This is a genomic window from Bacteroides sp. AM32-11AC (assembly GCF_003603515.1).
GTDB classification, from domain to species: domain Bacteria; phylum Bacteroidota; class Bacteroidia; order Bacteroidales; family Bacteroidaceae; genus Bacteroides; species Bacteroides uniformis.
In genome coordinates this window covers 14,289-31,399 of the sequence record NZ_QTNH01000006.1, presented here as the reverse complement: position 1 = coordinate 31,399, position 17,111 = coordinate 14,289, and the positions used below count along the sequence as shown (strand labels likewise).

The window sequence follows — 17,111 nt, the reverse complement described above, 5'->3', positions numbered from 1 at the left end:
ATGACTCTAATCAAATCTATTTCTGGAATCCGCGGAACAATTGGCGGTGGTGCTGGCGAGGGATTGAATCCGCTCGACATTGTGAAGTTCACTTCAGCTTATGCTACCCTGATTCGTAAGACGTGTACTGTAAAAAGTAACAAAATCGTGGTAGGGCGTGATGCCCGCATCTCTGGCGAGATGGTCAAGAACGTAGTAGTCGGTACCTTGATGGGTATGGGCTGGGATGTAGTGGATATTGATTTGGCTTCTACTCCGACTACCGAGCTGGCTGTAACCATGGAAGGTGCCAGTGGAGGTATTATTCTGACTGCCTCACACAATCCCAAGCAGTGGAATGCGTTGAAACTGCTGAATGAAAAGGGCGAATTTCTGAACGCTGCCGAAGGCCAGGAAGTACTCCGCATTGCAGCTGCCGAAGAGTTCGACTATGCCGAAGTGGACCAACTTGGCTCGTACCGTCAGGATTTAAGCTACAACCAGAAACACATCGACAGCGTATTGGCACTTGACCTCGTAGATGTGGAAGCTATCCGAAAGGCAAACTTCCGTGTAGCCATCGATTGTGTAAACTCTGTAGGTGGTATTATTCTGCCGCAACTACTTGAACAACTTGGCGTTCAGCACGTAGAGAAGCTCTATTGCGAACCGACCGGTAACTTCCAGCATAATCCCGAGCCTCTGGAAAAGAACTTGGGTGACATCATGAATCTGATGAAAGGGGGGAAGGCAGATGTTGCATTTGTTGTAGACCCTGATGTAGACCGCCTGGCAATGATTTGCGAAGACGGCAAGATGTACGGTGAAGAATATACACTGGTTACTGTTGCCGACTACGTATTGAAACATACTCCGGGCAATACGGTATCCAATTTGAGTTCGACCCGTGCCTTGCGCGATGTAACTCGCAAGTATGGGCAAGAATATTACGCTTCTGCCGTAGGTGAAGTGAATGTAACTACCAAAATGAAGGAAGTAGGTGCCGTTATCGGTGGCGAAGGAAACGGTGGGGTAATCTATCCGGCCAGCCACTATGGACGTGATGCCTTGGTAGGTATTGCCTTGTTCTTGAGCCATCTGGCACACGAAGGTAAGAAGGTGAGCGAACTCCGTGCATCCTATCCTGCATACTTCATGGCAAAGAATCGTGTAGACTTGACTCCTGAAACAGATGTAGATGCTATTCTTGCCAAGGTGAAGGAGCTGTATAAGAATGAAGAAATCAATGATATAGACGGTGTGAAGATTGACTTCCCCGACAAATGGGTTCATCTGCGTAAGAGCAATACGGAACCGATTATCCGTGTCTATAGTGAGGCTGCCACACCGGAGGCTGCCGAGGAAATCGGCCAGCAGATTATGAAGGTGATTGAAGACCTGGCTAAATAAGGCCGAACGAAATGTTATAATGAATGTCCCACTTTCCCGTGAAAGAGAAGTGGGACTTTTTTTAAACCTTCCCATGAACTCCTCCATCAAACTACTACTATGAATGGTATTTTAGATTCTATAGGCTCAGCAATAACCACTGTCAGTGACTTTGTCTGCGGGTATCCCTTATTTATCCTTCTGATAGGGGGAGGACTTTTCTTGTTCTTTTATTCCGGAGCTGTGTCCCTCTGCCGCATCGGATATTCGATAAAGGCCTTACGCTATAAATCGGAAGTGGCGGGCGAAGGACAAATCAGTTCTTTCCAGGCCTTGATGAGCGCCATAGCGTCAACAGTGGGTATGGGGAATATTGCGGGGGTGGCTATCGCTATTACAGTAGGAGGGCCCGGAGCCATTTTCTGGATGTGGGTAAGTGCCGTTGTGGGTATGTCCACCAAATTCTTTGAAGGGGCTCTTGCCATTATGTACAAAGGATACGATTCTGCCGGAGAACCGCAAGGGGGGACGATGTATATCATTCTTCATGGGTTGGGCGAACGCTGGAAACCGTTTGCTTATTTCTTTGCGGTGGTGGGGTTGATAGGTACGTTGTGTGTAATGCAAGCCAATCAGTTGGTCGAGTCTGTCACTACGGTATTTACTACTCCGGCAGGAATAGAGAATACACTCGGTCTGCGTTTTGTGATGGGTATTGTCATTAGCCTGGTGGTAGGGGCAGTCATTATCGGTGGCATCCGGCGCATTTCGGTTATCTCGGCTAAAATAGTGCCGGTGATGGTTACTTGCTATATGCTGCTTGTCTTCGTTATTCTTTGTTTGAATTTTGATAAGTTGCCGGGAGTGTTGGCTTCCATTTTCCAGTCTGCCTTCAGCCTGGAAGCCGGTATCGGTGGAATTTTGGGAACTGCACTGACTGGTGCCCGCCGTGCTGCCTACGTCAATGAAGCAGGCGTAGGTACGGCCTCTATGATGCATGGCGCCTCCCGTAATGACAATCCCATTCGTGAGGGGCTGGTAGCCATGATTGGACCGGCCATCGACTCGGGGCTTGTTTGTACATTGACGGCCTTCCCTATTCTTATAGCTGGAAACTATGCGTCGGAAGGAGGCATAAAAGGCCTTTATATTGCTTTGAATTCTTTTGAGCAGCTCCTTCCCGGCTATGGGCATTATCTGTTGATGGTGATGGTCTTTTTCTTTGCCTTTTCTACCATGTTCTCTTATTCGTATTATGGACTGAAGTGCACCAACTTCTTGTTTGGTGCGGAGAATGCCAAGTATTATAACTACTTCTATTTGGTGATGATTGTTGTGGCTGCCATGATTCCGTTGGGAGCAGTGGTTGCCATCATGGATTTGGCTTTTGCCTTGATGGCATTGCCTACGATGACGTCACTGCTGTTACTTGCTCCACGGGTCAGGAGAAAGATGAAGGAATATTTTGCGAACTGATAGAAAGCAGCTTCCACTACAAGTTGATGACCTTTCCTATCTCTCCTTCAAAATTCGGGGTGAATACACCTTTGCCGATATTTGCCTTGATTTCATCGGGGCTCCAAAAACGTCCTCCGTCCAGCTCGTCACTGGGATGTATTTCACCGTCGTAGACAGTTTTGTGTACGAAGACCAGTTCCTTTTCGCGGGCAGACTCGAAGACGTAATGCATGACGGTTTCGGGAATAAAGTCGGTAATGCCGAGCTCTTCGCGTACTTCGCGTTTTAGCGCCATCTCTACACTTTCACCTAAATCGACGTGTCCGCCTACGGAGGTGTCCCACTTCCCTGGTTGTATGTCTTTCCATTCGGGACGTTTCTGTAGATACAACTCACCTTTGGAATTGAATACATGAAGATGGATTACCGGATGAAGCAGTTTGCTACCGTTATGGCATTCGCCACGGGTGGCGGCACCTGTGATGTTGCCTTGTTCGTCGACAAGGGGGAACATCTCTTGATTGTTATCGTGGTTCATTGTGCTTAGGGTATTAATAATGATGAATCTCCATAGCTCAGGAAGCGGAAATCATGTGCCAGTGCATAGTTGTAAATCTTCGGCCAATCACCGTGTACGAAAGCTGATACGAGCAGCAGCAAGGTACTTTGCGGTTGGTGGAAATTAGTCACCATAGCCTTCACGATTTTGTATTCATATCCCGGAGCGATAATGATTTGAGTGCTGGTATGCAGAGCCTCCATGCTATGTCTGTCCAGATAGGCAGCAATGGCTTGCAGGGCTTCTACTGCAGAGGTGGCGGTGGCCTTGGCAGACATTTCATAAGGTTGCCATTGGTGGACGTGCAAGTCTTCCTCTGTGGCTTCTGGATTATTCAGTAAAGTGACTCCGATGTGATAAAGGCTTTCCAATGTGCGCACTGAAGTTGTTCCTACGGCCACTGCCTTGCCGCCGTGTACTATGAGTTTTTCCAATGTGTTGCGCGAGACAGAGATGTATTCCGTATGCATTTCGTGCCCTTCTATTTCTTCACTTTTCACCGGTTTGAAGGTTCCGGCTCCCACATGGAGTGTCAGCTCTTCCAATTCTACTCCTTTATTGCGCAATGCGTCCAATACGCGTGGGGTGAAATGCAGTCCCGCTGTAGGGGCAGCCACCGAACCTTTGATTTTGGAGTAGACAGTCTGGTAAGTCTCCTTGTCACTTTCCTGGGTCTCCCGGTTCAAGTAGGGGGGGATGGGCAATTCACCGAAGACCTCGAGAATGTCGGCAAAAGTCACTTCCGGATTATTCCAGCGGAAGTTTATCCAATGGCTGGTTCCGTGGCATTCACCCCGTTCGGCGGTCAGGGTGAGTGACTTGCCTTTCACGGTCATCTCACGTCTCAGCATGCCTTCCTTCCATTTTTTCAGGTTGCCGACCATGCAGAGCCAGGCGGCATGCTCGGTTTGCTGGAAGTTGAGGGCGTAGTCGTTCGGCTGTATGGGTTCCAGGCAGAATACTTCAATCAGTGCTCCCGTTTCTTTCCGGAAATGCAGGCGTGCTTGGATGACTTTGGTATTGTTGAATATCATCAGGCTTCCCGATGGCAGATACTCCGGCAGTGAAGTGAATCTGTCTTCTGAAACTTCTCCGTGGCGATACAATAACAGTTTGGACTGGTCACGTACGGACAATGGGAACTTTGCAATGCGTTCGTCCGGCAACGGGTAGTTGAATTCGCTGATTCTGATATGTCTGGGGTCTTCTTTCATGATGGCTTTCTCTTTATTATATCGGCTGCAAAGGTACGGATATTTGGGAAGATTTGAAGAATAAGGGAAATAATTCCTAACTTTGCAGGAAGAAAGTAGGAAAAGACAAACTAAAAGATAAGTTACTATGAAGATAGGAGATAAAGTTCGTTTCCTCAGCGAAGTTGGGGGCGGTGTTGTGACAGGATTTCAAGGGAAAAACATCGTGTTGGTGGAAGATGCCGACGGTTTTGACATACCGATGCCCATAAACGAATGTGTGGTGATAGAGACCGATGATTATAATATCCCCACTCCGGCAGCCAAAGCGGCTGCCAAGAAGAAGCGGGAAGAAGAGCAACAATTGCGCACGGCCGCTACTGCGGCAAGGCCGTCTGCTATGGAGTCTCAGGTTTCGGAGCCTCAATCGGTCCGTTTGGAGAAACCGCAGATATCTGTTTATCGTCAGCCCGAGATGAAAGGCGGAGATATCCTGAATGTTTTTCTGGCTTTTGTTCCGGAGGATATCAAGGCTGTCAGCACTACACCTTTCGAGACATATTTGGTGAACGATAGTAATTATTATATGTATTATACCTATTCGAGTGCCGAAGGAAAGTCCTGGACAGCCCGTTCGCATGGTTTGATAGAGCCGAATACGAAACTTCTGCTGGAGGAGTTCGAAAAGTCCGAGTTGAACGACCGTGAACGTGTGATGGTACAGCTGGTGGCATTCAAAGATAACCGTGCGTTCACAATGAAACCGGCTGTCAGTGTGGAAGTCCGCATAGATATGGTAAAGTTCTATAAACTGCATACATTCCAGCAGACGGTTTTCTTTGAAACACCGGCCTTGGTGTATGATATTGTCCGGAATGACCAGCCTGTCAAGCAGGTGTATGTTTCGGCAGAGGAACTGAAGGAGGCTTTGATACAGAAAAAAACGGCAGATACTCCGTCCAAACCGCAGACGGTCATCAAGCGTGGCGGCAAGAATGGGATTGTCGAGATTGACCTGCATATCGGCGAGTTACTGGATGACACCTGCGGTATGAGCAACAGCGAAATATTGAATTACCAGCTGGATAAGTTTCGTGAAGTGATGGAACAATACAAAAAAAGGCGCGAACAACGCATCGTCTTTATTCACGGCAAGGGAGATGGAGTGCTGCGTAAAGCCTTGCTGGACGAGCTGAAACGTAAATATCCTGACTGCCGCCATCAGGATGCTTCGTTCCAGGAGTACGGATTTGGGGCGACGATGGTGACGATTAAATAAAATCAAGTATTTGAATAGTGAATAGGGCAGTTCAAACGTTGGAATGCCCTATTCATTATTTATAGTCTGACATTGACTCTTGTATTTTTTCTTATGTGTATTTCTTGAGTGGAAGGATTGGACTGCATCATTTCTGATTCTATTTGCTGGATTGCTCTTTTGGCTTTGTGTACAAACCTGCCTTTGGGATATTTTCGCAAATATTCTTCGTAATCTGCTACCGACTGGCAACTATAGAAGAGGCGTTCTTCATTTTCTCTTCTGACTTCTCTTATATCAGTAATGGGAAGAACTGGCTGTGAAGAAGGTTGTGGATGTGGGTGGACAATCTGTTTTTTAGGTTCCTCTTGGAACTGTTCAAGTTTTGCAGTATCCGTTTTTACCGAGTCCATAACGATGTTTTCTTCTCTATTTATTGGGGAGATTGGATTTACCTTGTTTCCCAAAAATTGTTTTATAAAGTTTGCATGAGATGAGGAGGGGTATTCTTTTAGAAAATCTCTGTAGTCTTCTTCTGTACGGCATGCAGCGTACTTGCGCTCTTCTTCAAGGTGTCTAAAGTATATGGAACCTCCTTTGACAAGCAATAGAATCAATACTATACCAAGGCCGGTCCATCCTGCTATGCGTTTATGCATGTTCGAAGGACAGAACTTTTCTTTAAGGCGTGGTGATGTTGTTTTAGGAAAAAGTGGAGCAATAGGCTTCAGCTGTACTGAAGGAGAGTCTGTCTTTGTTTGTTTTAGTATGGAGCAAGCAAACTCATAGGCTTGTTGGGCTGTGGGGCGGTCCCAAGTGTTGAGGGCAAGGCATGCGTGAACAAACTGGGACAATTGGGAAGAATATTTCTCATCTAATGCTGGAATATGTGCACCATTCAGTTGGACACAACCTCCCATACCTTCCCATAATACAAGACCAGTGGATAATTCATAAACACTCATCCCTAAAGACCATATATCGCTGGTAGCCACAATCAGTGGTTTCTCTGCAAAACGTTCTGGTCCCATATAGGCAAGTGTTCCGGAACTTTCTACTTTGTTGATACTTTTACGAAAAGTATGCTCCAGTTTACGGCTGATGCCAAAATCTGAGATGATGAATTTGTCATCATCCCCTATCAAAATATTATCGGGTTTTATATCTTGATGAATGATAGGAGGATTCTGATTATGAAGAAACATCAATCCGCATGATACATCGCGTATGAAGCGCCAGATTTGCTTTTCAGACATTTTGCCTTTCAAGCTCGCTGAGGACCCTTTGGGACAGTAAGGCATTACCAAAAAAGGGCACTGTCCAAAAACATCAAAATGATTAAGGTGCAGTAGATTGGGATGGTGTAATTTGTAGGCAAGTTTGAATTCTTCCCGGAAATCTTTTATGCCGTTGTCATCCAACAGTCCGTACAACTTTATGGCAACGTCTACATCTGCTAATATATTTCGGGCAAGCCAGACTTCACCAAAGCTTCCGACTCCTAATAGTTTCTTCAGCTGATAGTGTTCAGCAAATATATCACCATTTTTCAGTTGCATAGTTTCACAATAGTAATCAATCTGTTAGGGTAGTGTTAGTAGTGTCTGTCTCTGTAACTAGAACCGTATCTGCCTGATATAGTATCGTTTTCCATTTTGCATATTGCTGTGGATTTCTATATAAATAGAAGCCTGCCGCTAAAGCCAGTACCAGGAGTAACAGAAGAATTTTCCGGATTTTGTGGTGGTTGGGTTTGCTGAACACTGTATTATTCAACTTTACTTTGGGCTCGGTATCCTGTAGCATGATGTGGCATAACACAATCGTAATATTGTCATATCCACCTGCTTCAAGAGCAGCTTCTATCAACCTATCCTTGCATGTCATTAAATCATCCTGGTTCTCTTCTATAATTTGCATTATCTCTTCGTCGTGGCATAAACCACATAACCCATCACTACACAGTAGGAGAGTATCGCCATCCTTTAAATTATAGGAACGGAAATCGGGATTGGAACGATTGGTCGGGTCTCCCAAACAGCGGGTAATGATATTACTGTAAGGATGGTCAAACGCATTTTCAGGATCTAGTTTTCCCTGATCTACTAAATCTTGTACATAGGAATGGTCTTTAGATAAACGGCAAAAACCTGAATTGCCATTGAATACATAACAACGACTGTCGCCACACCAACAGATATAGGCTTTATCGTTCAATATCCAAGCAATGACAATAGTAGTACCCATTCCCTGGGTACTACTATCTTCTTTACTTGTATTGACAATATTTAAATCAGCGGTTTTGACAGTTCTGCTCAGAAATTCTTCAACGGCTTCTTCTGAGGTAACAATGCCTTCCTGCGTAACGATATCTCCTAAATTCTCGGGGGTGAATGCATTTTGCACCGTCTCAATGGCTATGGCAGAAGCAACTTCTCCGGCATTGGTGCCGCCCATTCCGTCGGCCACTACCAATATGCTGCCATACCGTCCTAAAGAAATGGGTTCTATCGATTGGGGGATAATCCACTCTGATTGGCATAAATCACGATTGACAACAAAATTGTCTTCGTTGTTTTTCCTGACTAAACCAACATTGGTACCTGCCGCTAATTTAATGCTTATCTCGGACATGTTTAATTTTAATGTATTAAATTTCTGATTGGTACTAAACGATCCTTACCCTCTATGCTTCCTACCATGAAACCCACTACTTTGTAAGAACCATTTTCTAGAAGGAATGCTGGAGAACCATAATAACCGGGCTCTGCCACACGATTCTGTAATATGGTAGTCTCATATTTTGTGTCGGCTATATTGGTATGGTCATTGAAATGAGCCGGAGTAAGATTATGAATATCAGCATAACCTGCATAGCCCACCATTTGAACTTCTGTACCTCCACTCATGTTGTCTGCGGCGGTAATGTCGTAAGGCAATCCCTCACCATAAACGCCTTTTCCTCTAATGTATGCCCAACTGTTGGCAGCAGGGGTAACAATGCTGACACTGATATATTTCCTACGTGTATAGGTCAATTTTATCCCATGTTCCCTTAGTTGTACCCTGATGGATTTATCTACTTCTATTTCGGTCACTTGTACATCATTTCGTCCGTCTTTGGCAAAATCGCTACTGGTAAATGTCAGAGGCTTTCCTGTTCCTTTGGTACTGTATGCACGGTAATGGATAATGATATTACATCCTGCTCCTTTGTATACAGCCAATAGTTTACGCCATGGGTCTTTCCACTCTGTGTTGGAGTATATCCATGGCTCGACATTCTGCCTGTCTGTTACAAACATTCCGTTTGATAGCATGAAGCCAGTTCCGCAGATTATATCTGAAACTTGTATGCCCGGATCAAACTTTGTTCCATTATATTCGATTTCAATACGGTCGACTTTAATTGTATAGATATAATCATAATAATCTTTCAAATCTCCTGAAGCATTACTGTCTTGTTCATCTGCTATATCAGGGTCTTCATAATATTGGTCTTTGGAGAGTCTGGTGCCTTCTTGTATATTTGCGTTAATGGCATTGCTTGAATTCTCAATGCTTTTAGTGCTTATGCTGTTCGAGAGATTGTCCAAGTCTGATTTGACCTTATAGAAACTTGCATTGACATTCTTTAATTGACTATTAACGTTGTCCAACTGTGTTTTTAAGGCCTCTGCATTACCGTCACTGTTTCGTAATTTGGTCTCTAACTCCCGTTGCTGTGCTTCTAGAGATGCTCTTTCGGTCCCCAGTGAATCCAATTGGTTTTGGTATCCTTTCAGTTGAAGTTCTTGTTCTTCTGTCTTCTGTGCCAACAAATCATTTTTTACACCTAAACTGTAGTTCCAGGCAGCCAATCCTGCCACCGCCAGTACGAAAACAATTCCCATGATTGTTAATGCGGTCTTGTAGGGGCGTAAGGCTTGTTTGCGGAAAAGGCTCATTCTCTCAGTCAATCCAATGCTGGAAGTTAATGCTTGGCGACCTTGTGGAACAATGAATCCCAAGCGTGGTCCGCCAACGGATAATTGTATTTCATCTCCTGTTTGTAAATAGTAGGACCCATTTATAGGATGTCCGTTGACCAATGTCGGATTGGAGTGTGAAAGGTGGATAAGTTTCCAGTTTTCACCGTCGCGTACAATTGCAGCATGTTTGCGGCTAACTGTTTCGAAACTTTCATCAAAGCGTACTTGGCAGGAAGCGTCTCTACCTAATTCTACTTGGTCGACAATGATTTTTTGGGATTCTCCCGCTTGATGATACTTTGAAGAGGTCTTGTGCTCCAAAATAAAGTAAGTTCTACCGGAAGCACCCATTAATGCCCCCATACCAGCCCCTACTGAGCCGGCTAAGGTACGTTTGTAATTTTGTGTATCCATACTACTTGATATATAATTAATAGTTTTCAAATCTCATTTTTACATCTCCAATGGAGATGATATCTCCAATTTTCAGTATATGCCCTTGTTTGGTGACTTGGGTGGAATTGACATAAGTCCCATTACTGGACTCCTGCCACAACTTTAACTCCTTCTGCCATTGCCCGTCCCGAATAATCCATTTATCAGTGGCGGGATTTGTTTCTATTGTGCAATGATGGCGTGATATATAGGCACTTTGCTGTTCTGTTATATGTAGCAGATTGTCGCGTTCTCTCCCGATAGTAAGGATTCTATTGCCATATTTTATAAGTTCACTTAATTGATATATTTTTCCGTACTCTTCACCTTGCATAATACGTATACAGAAACCATTGACTGTTTGTGGTGGACAATATCCTCTTTCCATAGGGACTTGGCTTATTGCTGGCAGGTGTTCCAATACCTCTTGCACAGACTGGAAACGTTTTTTGAAATCTGGATTAAGACATCCTGCAAAGAGTTGCTGCCACTGCTCTCTATGTTTCAACTGTGTCAATTTCTGCCGGTTCCAATCTCCATTTTTCCCACGTTTCTGATATAGTGCCAATTCATTATGACTGCTCAATTCGCCAAAGGGTAAACTACCAGTCAATAATTGAAAGGCTAATACTCCAAAAGAAAAAATGTCCGTAGTGGGTAGGACAGTGGCCTCACCTCGCATGCGGTTCACTTGTTCTGGCGGCATATATGCATAAGTCCCGAAAATTTGGTTGGGTTTACCAAAAATATTGCGTTCGGTCATACGTTTGTTTCTATCCCCTGCTATACCGAAATCTGTCAACGCAGCGATTCCGTTACTCTTGAAAAGGACATTCTCCGGCTTTAGGTCACGGTGAACCTTGCCTCTGGTATGCAAAGCATGTAAACCTATTAGAATTTGCTGGCAAATCAGAGGAATCTTACTGCTTCCAGAACCTAAATAAGGTGTTAAATCTCCTCCGGAACAGTATTCCATTACAATATAAGGGTTGCCTCCAACTGTACCGTAGTCCAATGAACGCACTAAATAGTCACAATCAATTTGCCCAGTTTTGAATTCCATCTCGAAACGTTCCATTAATGGTTTACGTATTTCAGGAGGAACTTCCCATAATCTCAGTAGTTTAAGCGCATAATCTTTGCTTGCGCTGTCCGTAACCCGATATACTTTACCGAATGAACCTTCGCCTAATGTTTGGGAAACCCTATAACGGTTATTGATATATTCCCCTACATTATAATCACATCTGTCGACAGTCCGGTTATTCACAAGAGGTTATATTTAGTCACATTCAAACTTGAATCTTCGGTCACCTAGTACAATGATATCATCCGGTATGATTTCTATTTTTCTGTTTACCTGGATATAGGTCGTTTGGAGCATACTTCGGTCAAGCAGATACCAATGACCATCATCGAAAACTATTTCAGCTTGTTCCTTTGAGGTGATTGTACGATTAGACATTTCTGTATTTTCCCGGTTCAAGATGATGGAGTTCCCTTCATATTCAAATCTTTCCGGAAGAATGTTCTCTTCTTCTTCCGGTATAATTGTTAATGAACAGTGAGGTTTGGTTTCCGGTTCTGTCTCTGTGATGTTCTTTATTTGCCGGCGTATGGTTGGCCGATGTACGCGGACACCGCAGTTCGGGCAAAAAGAGCAGGTTATTGCTATCTTACTTCCACATTCATGACAGAGCATTTTCTCTTCAGAAACGGAAGGTACTTCCTCTTCTACTCTTATTGTTTTGTATTCATTGTTTGTTGATATGTTTGCTCTTTTTAATGGAGTTCCGCAGCAAGGGCAACTTGTGAAATCTCCTACTACCGGGTAATTGCAATTGGGACATTCTATAATTGGCTGTACAACAGTAGAATGATTCTCTTCTTCATTTGTTGTGGAAAACACCACAGTTTTTCTGCATTTTTCTTCATTGGAGCTGACATTCAATACTGTCGGTTTGGGTATAGCTTCTCCATGGCCTTCTTTTGAAATAAAAATGTCCTGACTATTGGCATAATTCTCCGGCATTCGCAAAGGTTGCCCGCATTTTAGGCATACTGTTGTGTTGGAAAGGTTGTCCCAACCGCAATTCATACATCTCATAAGATTTTACTTTAATAATGGAATTACTTTGTATAAATCAGAGTTTCTCACCATTGTCGGTTTACCATGAATTTAGAATAGACCTCCCTTTTTCTGGGAGAGAATAATTGAAGATATTTTTCCTCCTTTGCTTTTAACTATGAGAGTTCCTTCTCTGGCCTTCTTGGTTTTTCCCACTTTTAGAATGAGTTTACCACGGTCTTTTGCTATAGCTTCACACCATTCAGGAATATCTGCAACTTCCCATTCGGCATTGGAGTCTACTTGCAGTTCCTTAATTTCTCCTTTGGAACCGAATTCCAATTTATCTAATGCGATATTAATGAATTCTTCTTGGCCACCTTGGGTAACACTGACCGTAGCTTTCATCTTTTCATTACTGATTGTAATGGTGGCTTTACGTTCGGTAGTCAGCCAATTGGTCTGGCAGCTTATGGAGAGTTTCTTCTCACCGGGAGTCACTTGGCACCAGTCTGCATCTGATATTGCAGTCCATTGTTCTGGAAGACTTTCTATTTTTATACTTTCTGTAGTCTTTGTCTCACACCCAAATTCCAGGCTTTTTCTGTCTATGGTAAGTCTGGTGATTTCGGCAGGAGGCGCTGGCTTGGGAGCGGGATTTATTTTTTCCTCACACTCTTTGATTTTATTTTTGCATGCTTGCTCCAGATTGCTGTCGCATTTCATGGCTGCTTTAAAACTTTTAATAGCGTCTCTGTATCTTCCTCTTTTCATGTATGTCTCTCCCTTTTGATAGATGGAGGCGCATTGCCCCCATATACTTATTGGCATAGAGAGAGCGAACGCTAAAACAATCAGTCTGATAAGTTTATTCATTTTCATTGTTGTCTATGTTTATATATGGTTCTATTTTTTTTGCACGGTCTTCAAAAGTCTGGGCTGCTACGGCTTGGTCAAGGTCTTTCATGATATTTGCCTTTTCTTTAAAAACATGATAGGCAGAATCCAGTATGGCCTCTACTTGCTGTTTCAGTTCTGTTGCATTTAAGTATATTTTTGCGGAGATGGAATCTTTGTAATAATTTATTTGTCGGTATTTGCCAATGGCATTTATGTAAAAATCCTCAAATACGGAATCATTGTTTTGCTTTAAAGTGTCAATGTCAAACCGGAAAACATCTCCTTGTATTTTAGAGTTTTCGCCTTCTTGAATGATTGACAGACACATTTTGTCGTAATCAATCGTTGGAGTCGGTTCCGGTATGGATTCCACTACTGGTTCTTTGCCGCTTATTAGCGAAAAGATGATGACAATTGTTGCGAATATAGCTGTGATTGCTGCTACGACTATAACTTTTTTGCGTTTCCCTTTGTCTTGATAGGGTGACATCTTATTTATGTCAGAAGAGTGTGCGCTAATGGAATCCTCATGGGTTTTGTCCTCTTCCTCTTGCAAAGTATCATGGCTGTTGTTTGACAGACTAAAGGGGACGGGACTTCCATTGATATGTTGGGAAGTGTAGTCTGCAATTTGTCTGGCTGTGGGTCTGTCCCATGGATTTAAGGCAAGGCATTTGTAAATGATATCCTTTAATTCTTGAGAAAAGTCTTCGTTGATAAGTGGAATGTCTGCACCGTTTTTTTGCAATACGCCTCCATGATCACCATAGGGCGGCATACCGGTTAGAAGCTCATACATTGTTGCTCCCAATGACCAAATGTCACTGGCCATAATAGGGGCGGGAGATGGACCAAAACGTTCTGGTCCCATATAGGCCAAAGTTCCTCCACTGGATTCTTGGCCTTGGTTCCTGCGTAATGTACTTCTAATCCGTGCGCTGATTCCGAAATCCGTAATCATATACCTATTCTCATCATTAATCAGAATATTATCGGGTTTTATATCCTGATGGATAACCGGGGGAGTTTTTGCATGAAGATAAGCCAGTCCCTCTGCAACATCATGGAGCAAATGCCAGCTTTCCGTTTCTGTTATCCGGTTGTTGTCAGTAAGGTATTGGAAGGCCGAACCATTTTTGCAAAAAGGCAAAATCAGGTATGGCATCCGTTCCCAGCAGTCATAATAAGTAGGATGCAGTAAATTGGTATGATTCATATCAAATACGAGGGAGAACTCTTGTGTGAAAAGGGATATCCCCGCATCGTCAAGCCCCATCCCCGGAGCATATATTTTTATGGCGACCTTAACATCCGTAAGTTTGTCTTGTGCCAGCCAAACTTCAGAAAATCCTCCTCTTCCTAGTTGTTTGAGTAGCTCGTATCTATCTGCTATGATTTGTCCACTGTCTAACATAGAACTTATAAATTATGTAAAAGAACTGTTTTCTTTTGGAAACAGCCTTTCTTTGTGTGATTGTATTATTTTGTTTGATTGAGTATATTCGCAATTCTTTATCCACAAAGTAATTAATAAAAATGTAAATAAGAAAATGAGAAAAAGTTTGAAATGTACTAAAATGTTGTTTTAATGGCTTATGTAGCTAAATATTGTACTATGATGTGATTTTTTGTTTCGTTTTAATAAAGCGGTAGCGTATGCTCTTTTGTGGTTGAGAAATACGCCTTATGCTTGACGGTATTTCGCAAAAATATTTTAAGTTTGCAGATGTATTGAATAAATAATCTAATTACGAGAAACATGGGAGAGAGGATGGATAAGCGAATTCGATTTTATATTTATTGGATATTAGGGTTTGTGCTTCTAGGAGCTTGTGCGCCCGGAGATAAAGAGGACGTATACACAGAAATGAGAGCTTTTGAGGATTTTTCCCATATAAATGGAGATTCTGTGGCCATTGTGCCCCGAAAGGTAAGGTTGAAGGCTTTTCAAAAGATGGAAGAGGCAAAGGATAGCTTGGTCAAGTATAATTATCTGGCAATGACACTGAAAACATATTTGATTACTTCACAGCTTGATTCGGCACAAATCGTAATCCAGCAGATACATGACTTTATAGAAAGGCAGCATAGTTCTTCTCAAATGGCAGATTTGGAGTCTGAATGTTTCAATATGAAGGGAAATATCTTTGCACGTGTTGGGAATATGGATTCTGCCGAAATTTGTTTCCGGAAGGCTTATGAATTACGGATGAGAGGGACTAGGATTGAAGTGGTGCCGGATATTTTGATGAATCTTGCTGATGCGAATAACCGTTTAGGAAAATTGGATATAGGGGCAGCTTGGTATAGGAGAGCTTTATTGATGTGCGACTCTTTGCATATAGCTTCTACCAAGAAACCTCCCATTTATTATGGTTTGGCACAAGTATATGTTACCATGCGTGATTTTGAACAGTGTGATTACTATTATAATCTAGCAGGAGAAAGCTATGACAGTATGCTACCTTATGAAAAATATATTTATTTGAATAATAGAGGGACTTCTTACTATTATAGGGAGGATTACCAGACAGCGATAAAATATTTCCAAAAGGTTATTGATTTAGTCGAAGGATATGCTGATATGAGTTTTGAACTTAATCTGGGGAGGTTGAATTTAGGAGACTGTTATCTTCAACTGAATATGGTTGATTTGGCTGTTAAATATATAAATGAATGCCAACTTTTTTTTGAGGAAATGGGGGTAAGTACTGCACTATATTATATCGATACGCAGAAAATAGAATTGGCTCTGCTTCAGAAAGACTTTCAAGAGGCACGTCGTTTATTGTCCGAGAGTGTAGTCCCTCCGGGCATCGACCCTGATATGGTACATATCCGTAATAAATACCTTCAGCAGTTTTACGAGGAAACCGGCAACTACAAGAGGGCTTATCACTATCTGCAGAGGAACAACCAGCTTGATGATTCTATCAGGAATGAGCGTGTCCGGATGCGTACGGCAGACTTGACTTTGCGTTATCAGCAGGATTCTACCTTGATGGCACATCGGGTTTTGCTTCAAGAGCAGAAAAACGAGGTGCTGGTGCTGAGGCAGACACAGTTTGTCGTGTTTGCTGTAGCTGTTGTATCTATATTGACGGCGGTTTTCCTTTATCTGTACAGCAAAAAGAAACGTGCTTTGTTGCTTGCACGGAATCATCGCACAGTCTCTACACTTCGTCTGGAGAATATCCGTAACCGCTTGTCCCCTCATTTCATCTTCAATGTGCTGAACCGGGAGATGGCGGAGCGGAATGTAGAAGAAAAGCAAGAGCTTTCGTCGCTGGTAAAACTGATGCGTCGCAATCTGGAATTGGCGGAACAACTGTGTGTAACCTTGGCAGAGGAGCTGGATTTTGTGAAAACATATATTAATCTGGAACGCCGTTCTTTAGGTCCGGATTTTCATTCGGAACTGAAGATAGAAAAGGATGTGCAGCCGGAGCAAATAAGGATTCCGTCTATGATGATTCAAATTCCGGTTGAAAATGCAGTGAAGCATGCGTTGCGCGAGAAGGAAGGTGAACGTAATCTTTGGGTTTCGGTCTGTCGCCGGGGAAACGGTATCTGTATAAAGATAACGGATAATGGTGGCGGTTATCGTCCGGACAGTCGGAACCGGGGCACGGGGACGGGAATGAAAGTCATTATGCAGACCATTCAGATTCTCAACAATAAGAACAAGGAGGCCATTGATGTTTCAGTACACAATGTCTCTCTACAGAGTGGTGAGATGGGCTGTGAGGTGACTTTCTGGTTGCCTGACAACTACGATTACGGAATTTAAAAGAACCGTTTAATCTTATTTTTTGCAAGGATAGGCATGTTTACGGATAAATAGTCCGTAAATGGCCTTCTATTGCTTTGTATGGGAGTAGGATTATGTATATATTCGCGA

The 17,111-nt window shown here is 43.1% G+C and carries 13 protein-coding genes; 4 read left to right on the top strand and 9 right to left on the bottom strand.

What is annotated here, in order from left to right; all coding sequences use genetic code 11:
• Together glmM and DW800_RS07725 are read left to right on the top strand one after the other, a co-directional pair.
• Positions 1–1,389: a phosphoglucosamine mutase gene (gene glmM, locus DW800_RS07730; protein WP_005833310.1), complete on the top strand. Its 1,389-nt coding sequence runs from the start codon at positions 1–3 to the stop codon at positions 1,387–1,389.
• Positions 1,390–1,488: 99 nt separating this feature from the next.
• Entirely contained in the window at positions 1,489–2,844 is a 1,356-nt protein-coding gene (locus DW800_RS07725) for an alanine/glycine:cation symporter family protein (protein WP_119957954.1), read from the top strand.
• 16 nt (positions 2,845–2,860) lie between these two features.
• On the opposite strand, the gene DW800_RS07720 is transcribed toward DW800_RS07725, so the two are convergent.
• Together DW800_RS07720 and DW800_RS07715 are read right to left on the bottom strand one after the other, a co-directional pair.
• Entirely contained in the window at positions 2,861–3,364 is a 504-nt protein-coding gene (locus DW800_RS07720; protein ID WP_005830075.1) for an NUDIX hydrolase, read from the bottom strand.
• 5 nt (positions 3,365–3,369) lie between these two features.
• The gene (locus DW800_RS07715; RefSeq protein ID WP_005830078.1) at positions 3,370–4,599 is read right to left on the bottom strand and encodes an S-adenosylmethionine:tRNA ribosyltransferase-isomerase; all 1,230 of its coding nucleotides are present in this window, start codon (positions 4,597–4,599) and stop codon (positions 3,370–3,372) included.
• 127 nt (positions 4,600–4,726) lie between these two features.
• Between DW800_RS07715 and DW800_RS07710 the strand changes: the two genes are divergently transcribed.
• Complete coding sequence (locus DW800_RS07710) at positions 4,727–5,857, top strand: DUF2027 domain-containing protein (protein ID WP_005830082.1); 1,131 nt, start codon at positions 4,727–4,729, stop codon at positions 5,855–5,857.
• Between the two features lie 59 nt (positions 5,858–5,916).
• Here DW800_RS07710 and DW800_RS07705 read toward each other — a convergent pair whose 3' ends face one another.
• From DW800_RS07705 to DW800_RS07675, 7 genes are all read right to left on the bottom strand, one after another.
• On the bottom strand, positions 5,917–7,395 hold the full coding sequence (locus DW800_RS07705) for a serine/threonine-protein kinase (protein WP_005833302.1): 1,479 nt from the start codon (positions 7,393–7,395) through the stop codon (positions 5,917–5,919).
• Between the two features lie 16 nt (positions 7,396–7,411).
• Entirely contained in the window at positions 7,412–8,470 is a 1,059-nt protein-coding gene (locus DW800_RS07700; protein ID WP_016273068.1) for a PP2C family protein-serine/threonine phosphatase, read from the bottom strand.
• Between the two features lie 8 nt (positions 8,471–8,478).
• Entirely contained in the window at positions 8,479–10,221 is a 1,743-nt protein-coding gene (locus DW800_RS07695; protein ID WP_005830088.1) for an FHA domain-containing protein, read from the bottom strand.
• 16 nt (positions 10,222–10,237) lie between these two features.
• Positions 10,238–11,512 (bottom strand): FHA domain-containing serine/threonine-protein kinase, encoded by a 1,275-nt coding sequence (locus tag DW800_RS07690; RefSeq protein ID WP_005830090.1) that lies wholly within the window; start codon positions 11,510–11,512, stop codon positions 10,238–10,240.
• Between the two features lie 12 nt (positions 11,513–11,524).
• On the bottom strand, positions 11,525–12,349 hold the full coding sequence (locus tag DW800_RS07685) for a double zinc ribbon domain-containing protein (protein WP_016273066.1): 825 nt from the start codon (positions 12,347–12,349) through the stop codon (positions 11,525–11,527).
• A gap of 72 nt (positions 12,350–12,421) precedes the next feature.
• The gene (locus DW800_RS07680) at positions 12,422–13,192 is read right to left on the bottom strand and encodes a BACON domain-containing protein (RefSeq protein ID WP_119957953.1); all 771 of its coding nucleotides are present in this window, start codon (positions 13,190–13,192) and stop codon (positions 12,422–12,424) included.
• Positions 13,179–14,624 (bottom strand): serine/threonine protein kinase, encoded by a 1,446-nt coding sequence (locus tag DW800_RS07675; RefSeq protein WP_119957952.1) that lies wholly within the window; start codon positions 14,622–14,624, stop codon positions 13,179–13,181. The genes DW800_RS07680 and DW800_RS07675 overlap by 14 nt, the downstream gene beginning before the upstream one ends.
• Positions 14,625–14,969: 345 nt before the next feature.
• Here DW800_RS07675 and DW800_RS07670 point away from each other — a divergent pair, with 345 nt between their 5' ends.
• Complete coding sequence (locus tag DW800_RS07670) at positions 14,970–17,000, top strand: histidine kinase (protein WP_119957951.1); 2,031 nt, start codon at positions 14,970–14,972, stop codon at positions 16,998–17,000.
• Positions 17,001–17,111: the final 111 nt, after the last annotated feature.